This window comes from Psychrobacillus sp. FSL W7-1493 (assembly GCF_038004905.1).
Taxonomy (GTDB): domain Bacteria; phylum Bacillota; class Bacilli; order Bacillales_A; family Planococcaceae; genus Psychrobacillus.
In genome coordinates this window covers 75,934-92,063 of sequence record NZ_JBBOSB010000002.1, presented here as the reverse complement: position 1 = coordinate 92,063, position 16,130 = coordinate 75,934, and the positions used below count along the sequence as shown (strand labels likewise).

Genomic DNA, 16,130 nt, shown 5'->3' with positions numbered 1-16,130 from the left:
ATGTTGACATAAGCCTCAAGTTTATAGATTTTACTATGGAAGCTAGTAAATTATGTTTTTGTCATTTTTTCCATAGCTATGTAATCTTTTCTTAACCATATTACTAAAAAGAATATTCTAAATCAAAGAAATTTACAATCTTTACAGAATATTTAATTTTATACAAAAAGTTTACAGTTCTTGGAGGACAAATTTATGCGTAAATATCAAATAATCCTACTTATACTTGTTTTGTTTGTTTGTGGATGTGTAGGGAAAGAAGTAACACCCATAGCTTCGGGAGAGTTTTTTATCATCGCACATAGAGGAGCATCCACTTATGCACCAGAGCATACATTGGTCGCTTATGAGATTGCTGAGCAGCTAGGGGCTACTTATATTGAAATTGACTTACAAATGACAAAAGATGGAGTATTAGTTGCCATGCATGATGAAACAGTAGAACGTACTACTGAAGGTGAAGGGCTAGTAAAAGATTACACATTAGAGGAATTAAAAAAGTTGAATGCCGGGAAATGGTTTAATGATAAATATCCAGATTTCGCCAATACTGCATTTGAAAAGGCACGAGTTCCTACATTAAGAGAAATATTTGATAATTTTGGAGATAGAGTCAACTACTACATTGAAATGAAATCCCCAAAAATATATGAGGAAATGGAGGAGGAATTGCTTGCTTTGTTAGAAGAATATAACTTATTAAATCACGAAGAAGATGTACCGAAAGTAATCGTCCAATCCTTCAACCGTGCTAGCCTAATAGAATTTCATGAGCTTGAACCAAGCATCCCCCTTATCCAACTGCTCGGTAATAAAGAGGAGGCTAAATTTACCAACCAGGAAATGAAAAGCCTAAAAACCTATGCAAGTGGAATTGGCGTCAACGTGAATGCTGTAGATGGAACCTTTGTCCATGAAGCACATGAAAATGGGTTGAAGGTACACCTGTTTTCCTTGATAGGAGAAGCAGATATAAAAAAAGCCTTGCTCTACAAGGCTGATGGTATATTCGCAGATGCTCCTAACGTTGCTTTAGAAATAATAGATCGTACACAAAATTAAATCTGTTGCTTCAAAACTTTTTCACAAAGTCTTTTAAAATGAATTTCATATTTCTCATTGTCTTCTTTTTGACGTTTTCGTGGTCCCTTCATTCGGCCACCTGCTTGTCTTATTTTTTTGGATATATGTCTACTCTCTAATAGCTGGTCTATATTCTCTGGTGTATACCATCTTCCATTTTGGTCTATTGCATAGCCTCGCTTAGCTAAAACCATGGCTGCAAGACCATAATCCTGGGTGACAACAATGTCGCCCTTATTCACTTTATTAACGAGCACAAAGTCTACAGCATCCGCGCCTTTCGAAACCATGACTGTTTCAGCACCTTCCCTCTGCATATAATGTGCAGTGTCGCATAACAACGTTACCTTCAAATCGAACTGTTTTGCGATATCAATCGTTAAATCCACGACAGGACAGCCGTCCGCATCTACTAGTACATTCACCATTTTGAGCACCCCTATCAGCTATATATCCTACATTGTATACTAAAAGAATATTTTTATGAATGTAGGAGGTTGCAATACAAAGGCTTTTTTACCACGCAGTTATCAAAATGAATAATTTAGTTGTATTTGGCAATTAGTTTTTAAAAGTTTCCAATTATTATATAAATCAAAAGGCATGGATATATTCTTCCATACCTTTTATATTGAACCTTTACTTATATTCACCTAATATCTCCACTGCTTTTTCTGTTATAGATGTATCCACCGCTTTATCAAAGTCAACGTCACCGCTAATTGCTCCATTTTCTTTATATACGTCATATTGCTTTAACACGTCATCTAAAAACATTTTTCCATTAGGATCTAAGCCTGTAACAAATACTTTTTCCCATAACACTGGATCTTTTAGTGAAGTATACTTTGTCATAATTTCAATGATTTCAGCTTTTCCTTCACCCTTTATAAATGCATCATTATAATCCCGGACACCCTTTAAATAGGCCGCCATGAATCGGAGCGAAACATCTTGTTCCTCACTCATAAATTGAGGAGAACCTAAAACCATCGCGATTTGAGATTCCGGTGCATAATCCGTAGCGTCTCCAAAGCGCTCATGAAATCCGTTTTCAATCCCTTGGGCGATTAGTGGTTCAATTTGAAGTGCGGCATCTATCGAACCATTTTCAATCGCCCCTAGCATGCTTCCAAAGTCTCCAAGTAATACAAACTCTACATCCTCAGGTGTTAATCCTGCATGCTTCAGCATTTCTAAAAAGATAAATTCATCAATCGAGTTTTTAGAGGAAACAGCAATACGCTTTCCTTCAAAATCCTTATACTCCTTGATGACATCCTTCATGTGGTTTCCAATGACGAATGAGAAATACGACTTACCTGGCACATTGTGTCCCTTGTCTGCAATAATTTTTACGTCAATCCCTTGGGCAATGGCATTAAAAAATGAAGCAGTTGAAACCCCACCGGCAATATCCACGTCTCCCGAAGCAAGTGCAGGAAGCATTTCATCACTATTTGCAAATTGCGCAAACTCTACTTCAATATTGTAGTCCTCAAAATAACCTTTTTCTTTTGCAATGTAAAAACCTGCTCCAGAGGCAGCCCCGTCTTCCGCTATAATTACTTTTACTTTCTTATTTAGCGGTGCCAAGTCTCCAGAAGGGTTATCCTTACTTACTTCATCATTTACATTGTCAGTTCCTTCTTCTTTTGGACTACAAGCACCTAGTAAAAGAACAATAGATGCAAATAGTATGAACCAGCGTTTCTTCACAACTTTCCTCCTTTATTTTCTCGATTTTTGAACTTCTTGCTGTAAATGATTCCAAATCGTTATAAACTGTTCCGCCATTTCTGCATTTGCCCTAACCTGCTCCATTGTACGGGGTCTTGGCAATGGAACTTTTATCTCACTTACAATCTCACCTGGATGAGAGCTCAATAACACGATACGGTCACTCAGCAACAAAGCCTCATCAATACTATGAGTGATAAATAAAACGGTCTTTTTGTTTTCGGACCAAATTGATAGTAACTCTTCCTGCAATATGAATTTGTTTTGTTCATCCAAGGCAGCAAATGGCTCATCCATTAACAAAATTTCTGGATCATTGGCAAAAGCCCTAGCAATACTAATCCGTTGCTTCATCCCTCCAGAAAGCTCTTTTGGATAAAGCGAAGAAAACTTACTTAAACCTACCTTTTTTAAGTAGTAGTCGGTTTGCTTTTTAACGTATTCCTTTGGAAGGTGCCTCATTTTTAAACCAAAAGCAACATTCTCTTCAACGGTCAGCCAAGGAATAACCCCTTTTTCTTGAAACACCATAGACTGTAGCGGACGTTCCCCTGCTTCCGATGCAATTAAAAAGGAGCCAGAGCTCGGAGTTTCTAGTCCCGCAAGGATGCGTAAAAGAGTTGTCTTTCCACATCCACTTGGTCCAACTAGACAGATAAATTCTCCTTCCTCTACCTGCAGAGAAATATCCTTTATAGCTGTAACACTATTACTTTTTTTATAGAAAATCTTCGTAAGATTATCAATGGAAATTTTAACTTTTCCGCTCATTTAACTCACCTCCATGGGACAATTCTCTTTTGCAGTCCACGTAGGAGAAGGGAAAAAAGAAACCCAAAAAAAGAAATGAGCACTAAACCAACGAACATTTCCTTCAACATGAATGCCTTATAAGAGGTCCATATTAAATAACCGATACCAGAGGTTGCCCCCATCATTTCTGCGGCAACGATTGTTAACAAAGCTATTGCCTGCCCCATTTGAATACCTTCTAGCATAACTGGCAAGGCACCCGGGAAAGCAATTTTCAAAAAGAAATCCTTTGGACTTGCACCATAGTTTTTGGCTACATCTAGATGTACCCTATCTATGTTCAAAACACCAGCCACTGTATTAATAACGACAGGAAAAAATACACTCCCAGCAATAGTAACTACCTTTGAAAAATCTCCAATACCAAAAAGGATAATGATGATTGGCATTAAAGCTAATGTTGGAATCGGCATAAATGCCATTACTATAGGGGATATAAAGTGTCGAATAGGAGCATACAATCCCATTAACAGCCCTATGATTACACCTGGAATTACACCGAGTAGGAAACCCATTGCAATTCGGTAAAGAGAGACTGATACATGAGTCCATAGTAACCCACTTGTAGCAAGCTCAAAAAATGTCGAAACTATTGCAGTAGGAGGAGGGAAAAAGCGTATATCTAAAATGCCCGTTCGTGAGAAGACCTCCCACAAGATTAAGATGAGTATTGGTGAAGTAATTGTTAAAAGCTGCTTACCACGTTCTTTTAGTTGTTGCTTTTTCCATTCCTTTTGTTCCGTTTCATAGGGATCGTAGTCGCTATCCACGAGCCCATTTTCATCGCGCATCTTTCACCACCTCTTTCTAAAAATAATATGTCGAATGGGGAAAATGTGTGACCACACCTACATTGAAATTGACTTAAAATGTAGATTTTGGTAATTTTAAAATAAGAAAGAGGGGGTTAATATGACAGACAAACAATTAAGATCCACAAAAGAAATGCCATATTTTATTTTAAGCATCCTATTTAGTTTATTAATTTACGTTATAGCTATAGCTAGTATTTTTGGGATCGCAATCATTCTTGTTTTATTTTTTATCAGTACATATGCACATCTTATGAATCTTAGCTATATTCGATCAAATGGTATCAGAGTTAGCCAAAGGCAGTTTCCAGATGTCTATGAACGAATAACTCGTATGTCTGAAGATATGAATTTAAAAAAAGTACCAGATATATTTGTAGTTCACTCCGAAGGTGCTTTTAACGCTTTTGCAACCCGGTTTTTAGGAAAGAATATGGTTGTGCTCTATTCAGAGGTATTTGAGCTTGCTAGGGAGCAAGGCGATGCAGAGCTAGATTTCATCATAGCTCACGAGCTTACACATATTAAACGAAATCACATTTGGAAAAATATATTAATTACACCCGCTCGTTTAGTGCCGTTCCTTTCCCAGGCGTATAGTCGTGCATGTGAATATACATGTGATCGTCAAGCAGCTTACTTCATTAGAGATGGTGCAGCTGCTAAGCGTGGCCTAACAATTTTAAGTATTGGGAAGGAACTATATAAAGAGGTAAATGAGGATGCCTATTTAGAGCAAATTTCCACAGAGTCCAATGTTTTCACATGGCTTGGTGAGGTCTTATCCTCCCACCCACCCACTCCTAAAAGAGTCCAAGCAGTCGGTCATTTTATGCAAGTAGAAGGGACTCCTACCTACTATACGAATGCTAATAAAATCGCTCTTGGTTTAGGCGCATTATTTGGTATTTTATTCATTGGTTATTTAGGGATTATAGGAATAGTCCTGGCAGGCTCTCTTACCTATGCAAGCATTTTTCCTGATGACTTGCTAGAGGATGAATCCGCGTTAAATACTTTAACTTCGGAGGAGTCAACACTAGAGACAGGCTCTTCACCTTCAGACCAAGACACTTACAATTACACTCCATTAATGAATGCAGTCGTGGATGGAGACTATACGAAGGTGCGAGAGCTTATAGCTAGCGGGGTAAATTTAGAAGAAAAAGACACAGAGGGGGCAACTGCTTTACATCAAGCAGTATATTTAAATGACATTATGATGGCAGAAATTTTACTTGAGGCTGGGGCAGACCCTAATACAAAGGATCTCTATTCCAACGCTTTGACCGCCACCTTTTATCATGAGAATTACGAATTGACAGCTCTATTGTATGAGTATGGGGCAGATCCGGCCATAGTTGATCCCGAAGGTTACTCGGGAAATAATATTCTAGGTGTTCCTAGTGGGCAGTTCGAACAGACATTGAATAGTCTACTTCAACCAGTAAATTGAAATACCTATTTTAAATCTATCCTCTCCTAGTTTTGGACAGGTCACTCCCGTCGCGGTAAGCGTCAAGCTGGTGCGGAAATCAATTCTACTTTTTGATTAATTAGCATAGTCTATTTTTTAATAGTTCCAATGAGGGGAAGTAATAAGATTTGGAATACAATGAACCAACTCTAAATGACAATAAAAATAAATTAAATAGACTATTAAAGGTCTTCATCATTGGAAGCTTGTTAATCGTCGGACTTGTCGGCTACGGAGTATATTGGGCTTTTTTTGATATGAATAGGTTACCAACAGGAGAATATCTTATAGAAGAGACTTCACCTAATGGAAAGTACACATTAAAAGCATATGTTACGAACGGAGGCGCAACTACGTCATATTCTGTTCGTGGCGAGCTGGTATTTAATGATAAAGATAATAAAACTAAAAACATCTATTGGAACTATCGAGAAGAAAGCGCAAATATTTCTTGGACAGATAATAATACAGTAATAATTAACGGTCATACATTAGATGTTACAAAGGAAAAATTTGATTTTAGAAGACAATAATAATCTTTTTTTCTCTAATCATAAAAAAGCTCGCGAAGATGAAATTCCGCGAGCTTTCCTTCTATATATTTGAGTATTTATAGACTATATTTACTTTACCAATCAATCACTTACCCAGAAAAATCTACCATTTACTATGCATATTTTTCGTCTTATTGCCTATTACGCAATGATGTTACATTATTTGCATTTGTCTCCCAGCTAATCATTAATTCCTTCTGTCTATTCTTTAAATCCTCAAAAGGTTCTTCCATTACTTCGATACGGTCAAATTTTTCTAGGAAGACGGAGGCATCTTTCAGTCTTTTATATCCTCCAAAACCATGATCATCGTTTAATAACCAAACGACACGCTGAATTTTAGCAAATAGTATTCCTCCTGTACACATTGGACAAGGCTCGAGGGAGCTATAAAGCGTAAATTTCTTGTGTTTAATTTTAGCATCAAACATTACAGTCCCAGCATTTCTTATCGCATCCATTTCTGCATGTGCCGTAATATCCTGACTAGGATGTACTCTATTTCTACCTTTAGCAACGAGATTAAAATGCTCATCCACAATAACTGCTCCAACTGGATAAGTATTTTCCTCTAATGCTTTTTCCGCTTCCCCTAACGCCATCTCTAAAAAATATGATCCAAGTCCATGATATCCCTCCGTTACTTAATCACAAACTTTGTTTGGCTGTAGCCTTCTTTTAGCTTCTCGACTTCAAGTATGGCAGGAATAGCCGACTTAAGCTCACTAACATGAGAAATCACACCGACCATGCGACCGGATCTTTGAAGATCTACCAACGTGTCTATCGCTTTATTTAAAGATTCCTCGTCTAGCGAACCAAAACCTTCGTCGATGAACATCGTATCAATTCTTACACTTCCACGATAGCTTTGGATGACGTCTGCCATACCAAGCGCAAGACATAGGGAGGCATTAAATTTTTCTCCCCCTGATAATGTTTTAACATCTCGGATTTGCCCAGTGTAAGCATCATATACATCTAGACCTAGTCCACTTTGCTTGCCGTGGGTTTCCTGTCTATCACTTCTCATTAGTTGGTACTGTCCATTCGATAAATGCTTGAGTCTTTCATTTGCTGCATGAATTATCTGTTCTAAGTACTCTATTTGTATATAGCGTTCAAAAGAAATTTTCAAAGGATTTTGCCCTCTAAGTAAATCGTATAAATCGAGAATATGACTTACTTGTTGCTCTAACTTAGCAATACGATCGCTGGATAATGCTATTTTTTCTTGAATTTCTATGCCCGCTTTTACAAACTCCTTAGTACTATTCAAAGTATTTAATGCAGATTCATATGCAGTTTTAAGTTGGCTTAACTCTTCTTCAAGGGCGTTCAAATCGACTTTGCTCTTACCTTCTAGCTTCTTATAACCATCCTTCACTTGTTCGGTAAATGTATGTACCGCCTGTTTATATGCTTCACAACGTTCTCTTAACGCCTTCCGCGCAGGTTCATCCATTCTTGCTTCCTCATACTCCTCTTTGGTTTCAAAACCAGCCTTTACTAACGCTTGTAAAAATTGTTGTTTAGCCTTCTCTTGCTTAAGTATTGCTTCCTCTGCGGATTGAGTGGCATGCTCTAATCTCATTTGGGCTTTCGTATGGGATTCCTCTGCATCTTTATGTTGCTTTTGAGCCTTCTCCCATGTTTCTTCTAATAGAAGCTTTTGCTTAGTAGCAGCATTAATTTGTTCGTGAAGCTCCTCAAGATTAGAAATTGTACTTGGGATAGAGCTTTGTTTGGACTCTAGGACGGCATTTGCCTGCTCATATTCGGCCTTTGCATGGATATAATCTGCCTCAATATTATTCTTGTTTTCTTCTAATTCCTCTATTTGTCTTACACTCGTTTTGTACGTTTCTTTTAAGGAAATTAAGCTTTCTTTATCAGAACGGAGACCTTCTATTTCATTTTCTAGCTGATTTAGATCCATTTTTACTTGCTCTATATCTAGAATAGATAATTGTAGCTCTTCTAGCTGTTCCAAGATTTTTTCTATGTTCTCAAGAGCATGCTCTCGTTTGGTTCGTATAGTTAAGTAGCTAGTTTCCTTACTCGTAAGATCTTTTTTCAGCATCTGCACTTGCTCATCCGTTAATATAGCTTCATGGGTATAAGTGCTTGTTGGCTTATGCTCGGTACTACCACATACAGGACAAGCTTCACCGTCTACGAGCCTAGAGGCAAGGATACTCGCCTGATTATTAAGCCATCTGCCTTCTTCATATTGAAGAGTTTGCTGGGCTTTCAGGTATATCGTCTCTTCCTTTTCTTCTATGTTCTTCAATTCCTCAAGCTTGGACTCCTGCTGTATAAAATCCTGCATTAGTTGATATTGCCCTTTAATCTGAGAGTATTGTTGAACCTTGTTATCTAATGGATTTACTTGCTCCTCTAGTTTCTCTATTTCGTTTTTCATCAAAAGGTGGCTTGCCTTAGCTTGTTGGTATGTAGCTATTTTAAGTTCATGCTGCTCCTTGAGATTACGTTGCCTAACCTCTAACTCTTTTAACTGCCGCTTCCTTTTTTCTAGGTCTTCCATTAAAGGTAATAGAGCATTTAGCTGGATTAAAGCTTCTACACTTTGTTCACGGTCTTGCTTTTTGCTTAACTCTTTGAGATAGACCTCTTCCATCTGAATTAAGGAATTAGATGTTAAGGATAGCTCCTCTTTAGCTCTAAGCAATAGGCTTTCCTTTAAATTTCCTTCAGTAACTGTTTCTTTATAGTGGCTCTCGATTGCTTCTATAGTATTTGCCCGTTCTGCTGCCTCTAGTCTACTTTCTTCCTTTTTGTATGTTTCTTCCTGGCTAAGAAGACGCTGGAGGTTTTGCTCTTTTAACTCAAGCTCCTCCAATTGGGTATTGGTGTTTTTAGCATTGTAATAGGCTGATTGCTTCGCTACCTGATTTTCATATGCCTCTTCACAGAGGAGCTCGTCTTTTTCTATCTTATCTCGGTAATAATTAGTCTCAGCCTGTAAAGCATCCTTTAACTGGAATATATTATAATTACCTTCCTCTAGGAGGTCAAAAAGAATAGACTCCCGTTTTGGAAAAGAGGCCATAATCTGTTCCGAATAACTATTACGGGTGTTTTCTTCTTTTTTAAGCTCTGCCTCAGCTACTAATTTTTTCTCTTTAAGTCTTTCATTAATCAGCCTGTAGGGTTCTGTTTTAAATATTTTCCGAAGAATTGCTTCCTTGTTTTCAGTAGAAGAGGTTAATAGCTTCCTAAACTCTCCTTGTGGCAGCATGACAATTTGGCTGAACTGATCTTGCGTAAGTCCAATGATATCCTCTATTTTCTTGTTAATCTCTGAAACTATTTGTCTTTCAACAACAGGTACTTCCCCTGTCTCCTTTATTTCGAAGAACTCATATTTTTCTCCCGTTGAGCTTTTATTTCCTTTTTTAACGTGAGGAAGCTGTCTTAAAATACGATATTTGCGGTTAAATATTTCAAATATCAATTCAACAGAAGTATGCGTTTGATCCAATGCAAAATCACTGCGTAACATTTTCGTATCTTTTCTATCCTCCCCACTCCCAGAGCCATAAAGGGCAAAGCTTATTCCATCAAATATTGTCGTTTTTCCTGCTCCAGTAGCTCCAGATATGACAAATAATCGATGATCCATCAAATCCATGAAGTTAATCGTTTCCGTATATTTATAGGGACCGAATGCTGTCATTTTTAACTGAATAGGCTTCATGCTCTGCTTCCTCCTTCTCTTTCTTCAAGCATTAATCCCGAAAGTACTTCCTTAAATAGTTCTTTTGTTTCCTCGGCCGGAGTTTGTCCCTTGATTTCCTCATAGAAGGATTCAAATAGCATTAAGTCATCCATCTTATGACGACTTTTTGGTTCTTCTGCTTTTCCTATTCCAAAGGATTGGAATACTTTTCTTTCTACATGCATGGCATTCGGATATACAGTTCGAATTTGCTCCATTGGTGAAAGTACTGGCGTTTCATCTAGTAACTTCACGAAAATGTAATCCTCGCTTGTAGGATGCTGTAAAATGTCATTCAGATAGCCTTCCACTGTGCGCATATCTCTTTTAGGGGTAAGTAATCTTTTTTCTACTTTTGCACAACCTTTTTCATCTATTTCCACTATTAGAAAGCCTTTTTTATGGTGTTCCTCTGAAATGGAATATTTTAAAGGAGATCCGGCGTATTGAATGGTTTCATTTTGCACAAAATGTGCTTGATGAAGATGGCCTAACGCGGTGTACTTGAAGTTCTTAAATAGCGAAGCATCTACATACTCAGCTCCACCAATGGCAAGCGGTCTTTCTGACTCACTAGTATTATCCTCTTCCCGACCTTGAGGAGTAACAAAGGCATGTCCTACAAATACATGTCTTTTCGAAAAATCCATTTGCAATTCAATAGCTTCCACTATTTTTTTCATGGCTAGCTGATGACTGGTGATTGTTTCGTCCTCGAGTATGAACCTAACCTGAGAAGGGTCCATATACGGGATTAGATGAAATTCTACTTCTCCATATTCATCACTGATTGTCACAGAATTAAACTCTTTTGTTAGTTGTCCCACTATATGTAAACCAGTTTCTTTCATAATGTTTCTTCCAAAATTTAAACGGCCTGGGCTGTCATGGTTTCCCGCAATACTTAAAACAGGAGTCTGATGCTTTAATACAATCTCTGCAAGTACATTGTCCAACAAATTTACAGCTTCTGCAGGTGGTACAGCACGGTCATATAAATCTCCTGCTATGATTACTACATCTGGCTTTTCTTCCTCAATTGCTTTTATAAATGAAGCCAACACATGTCTCTGATCTTCTGTCATATAGATTCCTTGTACTAATTTACCTAAATGCCAGTCGGCTGTGTGAAATATTTTCATGAGTAATTACCCTCCTACACTGAAGATTTTATGTTAATTTATATCTATTTTATCATTTAAGGAGGACAGGTTATATTAACTTGCCGAGATTTCATATAAAGTTAAATAGTAAATATGTAAAGATTATGATTAAAAGGAGGATTTTTATATGTCACCAGAAACTTATCAATTGATAGCCATATCTATCTATATGGTTGCCATGCTTGCTATCGGATATTATTCGTATAGAAAAACCGTTAATCTGACTGATTATATGCTAGGAGGACGTTCACTCGGCCCAGCTGTTACCGCTTTAAGTGCAGGAGCTGCTGATATGTCTGGGTGGCTCCTAATGGGATTACCAGGAGCAATCTATCTACATGGTATGGGAGAAGCTTGGATAGCGGTTGGTTTAACAATTGGAGCGTATTTAAACTGGCTATATGTAGCACCACGCTTACGTGTCTACACACAGGTCTCTAATGATTCCATTACTATTCCGAGTTACTTAGAAAGTCGCTTGAAGCAATCTTCCCGTTTATTACGAGTTGCCTCAGGTCTCATTATCCTTTTATTCTTTACTTTTTATGTATCATCAGGAATGGTTGCTGGAGGAGTATTTTTTGAAAGCTCATTTGGACTAGACTACCATACTGGCTTGTTAGTTGTATCAGCGGTTACAGTAGCCTACACTCTGTTTGGTGGCTTCCTAGCCGTTAGCTATACGGATTTCCTACAAGGTCTTCTTATGTTTCTCGCACTAATTTTCGTTCCCATTATTGGCTTATTTGCAACTGGGGGAATAGATACAACTGTAGATTCAATCAAGGCGGTTAATCCAACTCATTTAAGCCTGATCGCTGGTACTACAACTGCAGGGATTATATCATCCTTAGCATGGGGTCTTGGTTACTTTGGACAGCCCCATATTATTGTTCGTTTTATGGCTATTAGTTCAGTAAAAGAAACAAAGAATGCTCGTCGCATTGGTATAGGGTGGATGATTCTAAGCTTAGTTGGAGCTATTTCCACTGCTCTTGTTGGACTAGCATATTACCAACAAAACCCTAATCTAACTCTTACTGATCCAGAAGCTATATTTATCTCACTTGGCCAAATTGTGTTCCACCCATTCATTGCAGGTCTTGTGCTTGCTGCTGTTTTAGCAGCCGTTATGAGTACAATCTCGTCTCAGCTAATCGTTACTTCCTCTGCATTAATAGAGGACTTGTATAAAGCATTTATAAAAACAGATGCTTCTGATCGAACATATGTAAATTATGGTCGTATCGCTGTACTAGCAGTATCCATAATTGCTGCTGTGCTTGCTTGGGAACAAAACGAGACTATTTTAGGCCTTGTAGCCTTTGCATGGGCAGGCTTCGGTGCATCATTTGGTCCTGTCATTTTACTTTCATTATATTGGAAAAAGATCACTTCTCATGGTGCTCTTGCAGGAATGGTCGTAGGGGCTGTTACTGTAGTCATCTGGGGTAATAATGAAGCACTTTCAGATGCATTATATGAAATTGTTCCCGGCTTCTTTTTAGCTCTGATCTTTACTGTGGTAGTAAGTTTGTTAACCTACAAGCCTAATGCTGAGATTGAAAAAGAATTCGATGACACCGTTCAACTATTAAAAGAAGAGCGTAAAAAATAATAAGAAAAGGGCTAACCTCACACTGCAGGTTAGCCCTTTTCTATATATTGTCCTATATGATACTTGTCATAGTGTTGACTTGACGTTTATGCCTACTCCTAAGACCAACATTGCTTTATAGTTAACATAACGAAATATGTATATAGGAGGAATTATAATGAGTAGAGAAAAAACACTTGAATTACGTAAGAATGTAAAACCATTTGAAAATTCCGAGTTGAAGAAAAGCATAGTACAGCTCATCAATACAATTCCACCATTTTTTATCCTCTGGTTTTTAGCCTATTTAAGCCTCGACATTTCTGTATGGTTGACTGTTGGATTATCCATCATTGCTGCAGGATTTGTCGTTCGTATATTTATTATCTTCCACGATTGCACACACGGATCTTTCTTTAAAAATAAAAAAGCTAATAATATAACAGGAACTATTACAGGTATCATCACCTTATTTGCATACGAGAAGTGGAAGCGCGAGCATAACATTCATCATGCAACTAGTGGTAATTTAGACAAACGTGGCGTTGGTGACATTTGGATGATGACAGTCGAAGAGTATATAGAGGCTTCACCGATGAAGCGCCTTTCTTACCGACTATATCGTAATCCAATTGTTATGTTCGGTTTAGGACCTGCCTTGTTATTTCTAGTAAGTAATCGTATTAACCGTAAAGGCGCTAAAGGAAAAGAGCGCTATAATACGTATCTTATTAACATTTCAGTAATTGCTATTTATTCTTTCATGATTTGGCTAATTGGCTGGCAAGCATTTGCCATTATACAAGGAACTATTCTTTTTGTAGCAGGAGCTTTAGGGATTTGGTTGTTCTACGTACAGCATCAGTTTGAAGATTCCTACTTCGAAGATGAGAAAGAATGGGATTATGTAAAAGCTGCGATCGAAGGAAGCTCTTACTACAAATTACCAAGAGTGCTACAATGGGTAACAGGAAACATTGGTTTCCATCACGTTCATCATTTAAGTCCAAGAGTACCTAATTACAACTTAGAAAAAGCACATGAATCTACACCACCCTTACACAAAGCTACAACTATAAATCTTCGTACAAGTTTACAATCTATTCATTTCCGTTTATTTGATGAAGAGAACAAAAGCTTTGTAACCTTTAAAGAGATTAAGCATTTGCTTAAGCAATCTAAAGATGCAGTAAATCTTAATGCTAAAAATACAACAATTGAAGGAAAATAGACCTCTCTTAAAACCATTCCTTATCCACTAGGGGGTGGTTTTACTTTATAATAAAAGAAAGTGTATACGTGAAAGGTGTCTGTTAAATGAATAAATGGTATCAGATTTTCCCTAAAGCTCCCTGGCTAAGTATTTATGCTTGGGTCGTATTTTGTATCTTTCCTTTTTTCTTTATTTTTCGTTCAAACGAGCTATCTGAAATCATTATAGGTCTGCTCTTCACAGGAATATTCTTTCTTGCATACCGTCTTTCTTTTAAGTCGACAGGTTGGTTTTTATATGTTTGCTTAGCTATTGAAATAATAATTAGCTTATTGATGACCTATTATTATGGGTATATTTACTTTTCTATCTTTCTTTCCTTTTTTATCGGGAATATTACACAAAGATTGGGCTTCTTCTTAATATATAGCCTAAATATTCTCTCCACCTTAACTGCTGTTATTATCGGCTTTTATATAAAAATAGAATTATTTATTTCTCAATGGCCATTTTTGGTTATATGTATACTTGGGGTAATTTTATTGCCTTTTAGTACTTATAATCGTCATAAGCGAGAAATGCTAGAAGGCCAACTAGAAGATGCTAATCAGCGTATTGCTCAATATATGGTTATTGAAGAACGTGAAAGAATAGCAAGAGACCTACATGATACACTTGGTCAAAAGCTTTCCTTGATTGGTTTGAAAAGCGACTTAGCTGGAAGGCTAATGGATAAGGACCCTGAAGCAGCTAAGCATGAAATTCAAGATATTCATCAAACAGCTCGTTCTGTTTTAAAAGAGGTACGTGAGCTCGTTACAAACATGCGTGGTACTAAGTTGGAGGATGAGATTTATAGAGTGCAGCAAATACTTAATGCAGCAGGTATTTCTTGTAAGTTTAGTGGCTCCCTTCATCTTGTTAAAACACCGCCTATTGTTGAAAACATGCTAAGTATGTGTCTGAAGGAATCCGTGACTAATGTGGTAAAACATAGTGGAGCCACTGCCTGCTCTATTTCATTAAAGCAGTCAGCAAGGGAAACTTTATTAAAAGTACACGATAATGGAAAAGGATTAGACCTTAGTAAAGACTGGATTAAAGGTCATGGATTGCAAGGGATTAGGGAGCGACTGGAATTTGTTAATGGTACACTAGATATTTATTCAAAAAATGGTACAACGATTAATATCAGAGTACCAAATGTAATATTACAAACACGGCAGGAGGATTAGACATGATACGAATTGTCATCGCTGAAGATCAACGAATGGTTTTAGGAGCACTTGGATCTCTTCTAAATTTGGAAGAAGACATGGAAGTAGTAGGTAAAGCGAATAACGGAGAGGAAGCTCTTGCTCTTATTAAGCAGCTTCAACCTGATATTTGTATTATGGATATCGAAATGCCTATTAAAAGTGGATTAGATGCAGCTGAGGAATTAAAGGATCACCCATGTAAGGTAATCATCTTAACTACCTTTGCACGCTCAGGCTATTTTGAAAGAGCGCGAAAAGCAGGCGTAAATGGATACCTTTTAAAAGATAGCCCTAGTGAGGAGCTGGCTAACTCAATCCGAATAATTATGGATGGTCGACGGATCTATGCTCCAGAATTAGTTGATATGGCCTTTGAAGAAGAAGAAAATCCGTTAACAGATAGAGAAAGCCAGGTGCTTGAGCTAATCGCTAACGGAAAAAATACGAAAGAAATCGCAAGTGAGTTATATATTACTCCTGGTACTGTCCGAAACTATATTTCCGTAATATTGGAAAAGCTTCAAGTGGGGAATAGAATTGAGGCAATATCTCGCTTTAAAGAAAAAGGTTGGTTTAAATAATTTCTTTCCCCTGTTACCATTTTCCATATTTTACGTCTAATACCTTAACACTATTATTAGCTGGTGATTTGTATTAAGTAAATCCTTTAGCAAAGA

General features: G+C 37.4%; 13 protein-coding genes and 1 pseudogene. 7 read left to right on the top strand and 7 right to left on the bottom strand.

Annotated elements, in window-relative coordinates:
- Positions 1–195: 195 nt before the first annotated feature.
- On the top strand, positions 196–1,062 hold the full coding sequence (locus MKX96_RS17920; protein ID WP_340886276.1) for a glycerophosphodiester phosphodiesterase family protein: 867 nt from the start codon (positions 196–198) through the stop codon (positions 1,060–1,062).
- Here MKX96_RS17920 and MKX96_RS17915 read toward each other — a convergent pair.
- The 4 genes from MKX96_RS17915 to MKX96_RS17900 all read right to left on the bottom strand — a co-directional run bounded on the left by MKX96_RS17915 (position 1,059) and on the right by MKX96_RS17900 (position 4,427).
- Positions 1,059–1,511, bottom strand: coding sequence for a YaiI/YqxD family protein (locus MKX96_RS17915; RefSeq protein ID WP_340886274.1), 453 nt, complete (start codon positions 1,509–1,511; stop codon positions 1,059–1,061). The genes MKX96_RS17920 and MKX96_RS17915 overlap by 4 nt on opposite strands.
- A gap of 211 nt (positions 1,512–1,722) precedes the next feature.
- Entirely contained in the window at positions 1,723–2,802 is a 1,080-nt protein-coding gene (locus MKX96_RS17910; RefSeq protein ID WP_340886273.1) for an ABC transporter substrate-binding protein, read from the bottom strand.
- Positions 2,803–2,814: 12 nt separating this feature from the next.
- Positions 2,815–3,594 (bottom strand): ABC transporter ATP-binding protein, encoded by a 780-nt coding sequence (locus MKX96_RS17905; protein WP_298469777.1) that lies wholly within the window; start codon positions 3,592–3,594, stop codon positions 2,815–2,817.
- A 5-nt stretch (positions 3,595–3,599) separates the two neighbouring features.
- Positions 3,600–4,427, bottom strand: a complete 828-nt coding sequence (locus tag MKX96_RS17900; protein ID WP_169359313.1) for an ABC transporter permease — start codon at positions 4,425–4,427, stop codon at positions 3,600–3,602.
- A 121-nt stretch (positions 4,428–4,548) separates the two neighbouring features.
- Here MKX96_RS17900 and MKX96_RS17895 point away from each other — a divergent pair, with 121 nt between their 5' ends.
- A complete protein-coding gene (locus tag MKX96_RS17895) occupies positions 4,549–5,904 on the top strand; it encodes a M48 family metallopeptidase (RefSeq protein ID WP_340886270.1) in 1,356 nt (451 codons plus the stop codon).
- Between the two features lie 149 nt (positions 5,905–6,053).
- Positions 6,054–6,458, top strand: a complete 405-nt coding sequence (locus tag MKX96_RS17890; protein WP_445678222.1) for a DUF5412 domain-containing protein — start codon at positions 6,054–6,056, stop codon at positions 6,456–6,458.
- Positions 6,459–6,610: 152 nt separating this feature from the next.
- Here MKX96_RS17890 and MKX96_RS17885 read toward each other — a convergent pair.
- From MKX96_RS17885 to MKX96_RS17875, 3 genes and pseudogenes are all read right to left on the bottom strand, one after another.
- Positions 6,611–7,093 (bottom strand): annotated as a pseudogene (locus MKX96_RS17885) (nucleoside deaminase); the annotation flags it as partial.
- Between the two features lie 26 nt (positions 7,094–7,119).
- Positions 7,120–10,200: an SMC family ATPase gene (locus MKX96_RS17880; RefSeq protein ID WP_340886265.1), complete on the bottom strand. Its 3,081-nt coding sequence runs from the start codon at positions 10,198–10,200 to the stop codon at positions 7,120–7,122.
- Complete coding sequence (locus MKX96_RS17875; protein WP_340886264.1) at positions 10,197–11,363, bottom strand: exonuclease SbcCD subunit D; 1,167 nt, start codon at positions 11,361–11,363, stop codon at positions 10,197–10,199. The genes MKX96_RS17880 and MKX96_RS17875 overlap by 4 nt, the downstream gene beginning before the upstream one ends.
- 148 nt (positions 11,364–11,511) lie before the next feature.
- Between MKX96_RS17875 and putP the strand changes: the two genes are divergently transcribed.
- From putP to MKX96_RS17855, 4 genes are all read left to right on the top strand, one after another.
- Positions 11,512–13,002: a sodium/proline symporter PutP gene (gene putP / locus MKX96_RS17870; protein WP_298469790.1), complete on the top strand. Its 1,491-nt coding sequence runs from the start codon at positions 11,512–11,514 to the stop codon at positions 13,000–13,002.
- Positions 13,003–13,159: 157 nt separating this feature from the next.
- Positions 13,160–14,212: a fatty acid desaturase gene (locus tag MKX96_RS17865; protein WP_169359320.1), complete on the top strand. Its 1,053-nt coding sequence runs from the start codon at positions 13,160–13,162 to the stop codon at positions 14,210–14,212.
- 86 nt (positions 14,213–14,298) lie between these two features.
- Entirely contained in the window at positions 14,299–15,429 is a 1,131-nt protein-coding gene (locus MKX96_RS17860) for a sensor histidine kinase (protein ID WP_169359321.1), read from the top strand.
- 2 nt (positions 15,430–15,431) lie between these two features.
- Positions 15,432–16,034: a response regulator transcription factor gene (locus MKX96_RS17855; protein ID WP_169359322.1), complete on the top strand. Its 603-nt coding sequence runs from the start codon at positions 15,432–15,434 to the stop codon at positions 16,032–16,034.
- Positions 16,035–16,130: the final 96 nt, after the last annotated feature.